Source organism: Croceitalea sp. MTPC5 (assembly GCF_036985505.1).
In the GTDB taxonomy this organism is placed as follows: Bacteria; Bacteroidota; Bacteroidia; order Flavobacteriales; family Flavobacteriaceae; genus Croceitalea.
Genome location: NZ_BTGQ01000021.1, coordinates 1 through 1818, shown reverse-complemented (window position 1 = coordinate 1818; position 1818 = coordinate 1). Strand labels below are relative to the sequence as shown.

1 protein-coding gene is annotated in these 1818 nt (G+C 37.3%); it reads right to left on the bottom strand.

The window, feature by feature from the left end:
- Positions 1 to 1818 (bottom strand): condensation domain-containing protein (locus tag AACM45_RS20215; protein WP_339145016.1); only part of this gene is annotated, 1818 nt, incomplete at both ends.

Sequence of the window (1818 nt, the reverse complement as noted above, 5' to 3'; positions counted from 1 at the left end):
CAGCATGCATTTGCGATATAACATCGGAACTAAATAATTGATCGACATAATCCCATTCTGCGATCAATCCTTCATTGGTTATATATGCTTTATTATCTAAATATACTTGCGACGTCTGTGTAATTGAATACCCTTGTCCAGCATACCCTTTCAGCGGGATTTTATTTAATGTATTACCCAGACCGCTAGTCAATACAACTGGAGAAAGAATTTGATTTTTCGGAAGCGCTAATTTTGTTCTAATCAATCGTTGGAAATCTATTCCATCAAATAAATTGTTTTCGATATCATTCCACAATTCATCATGGACTTGTACCAAGTTCTTTTTGAGGGATACATGCTTAAGTCTGTGGAAATTAAATAATTCTAAAACAGTGAAATCCCCCAAAATATCATTAACCTGTTTATGTAATGGTAGGCGATTAGATAAGGTTAAGTTTATACAGAATTTTGATTTACCACTCCATTTGGACAAAACAAGACCATAAACAAATAAGATAACAGAAGTAGCCCCTACGTTAGCATCTATTGCTTTTGCTTTTATCAATTCCCATGTTTCAATGGGTATAGTTTTGGTAATTCTTCGGAAGCTAGGTTTTAAAATATCTTTTGGGTTAACTCTTACCGGAAGTTGAGCTTCAAAATCATAATCGGACATTTTATTTTCCCAATATTTTTTGCACTCCAGATACATATGGCTGTTTCTAACTGCCTGATACTTTTCAACGTAATCTTTAAAATTGATTTCCAGCTTGGGAAGTTTTACCCTAGATATGTCTTCAGAATTATAAAGAGCAATTAGTTCTTTAAAAAAAGTTCTCATGCTCGCACCATCCACAATTAACCCTTCAATGCTTAAATGTAAGATGGTATAATCCTCAAATTGACTAAGCTCAAAATCAAATAGGGGCCATTTACTTGTATTGTAAATTTTGGTTGCTAGTCTATTCCGAATATGTTGAAGGGCCTCTTCATCAATTCTTCCGTGGTTTAACATTTCATATTTGGAAATGTTACTTAAAATATATTGTTGTTCATTTTTAAATATGGTTCTAAGAGAACTGTGCCGTTGAATCAAAATATTTAGCACTATCTCAAATTTCTCGGGATCAAAGTCACTAAACTTCATCTCTGAGTAACTTTGTGTGGAAATATTTCCCAATTCCATGATATCCAGGCGACCAAATAAATATGCTTGTTGAACATTTGTCAATTCAAATCCTTCGTTCTCATTAACAAATCCTTTTTCAATTGAATACTTATTGTATTTGAAATCTCCCTTAGAATCATTAATGATCCCGAGTAATTTAGAAATCGTTTTATAGTTAAAAATATCTTTGACTGAAATTTGAGATTTGAGCTGGACATTCATTGAGCTTACCAATCGGATACAGAGAATCGAATTACCACCTATCTTGAAAAAATCGTCTTGCGTCCCAACACGTTCTATCCCAAGGACCTCCTGCCATATCCTACAAATCTCCGCCTCCGTCTCGTTAACAGGAGCAACATATCCCTCCCCGGAAACCATCTCCGGCTTAGGAAGTGCCCTTCGGTCCAGCTTACCATTTACAGTTAGGGGAAAGGACTCCATGCGAACAAGTGCGGAGGGTACCATGTACCCCGGAAGAATAGCCGAAAGTGCCTCCAGTATGTCCCTATCTTCCATCTCCACACTAGTTTCTTCGGGGACATAGTACCCAACGAGGTACTTGGCCTTGCCAGTGGAGGTTTCCCGTTCCCTGACCAGGGCATAGCTCGACCCTGAACCGGTAACTTGCGAAATGGCATGCGCGATTTCACCCAGTTCTATCCTGT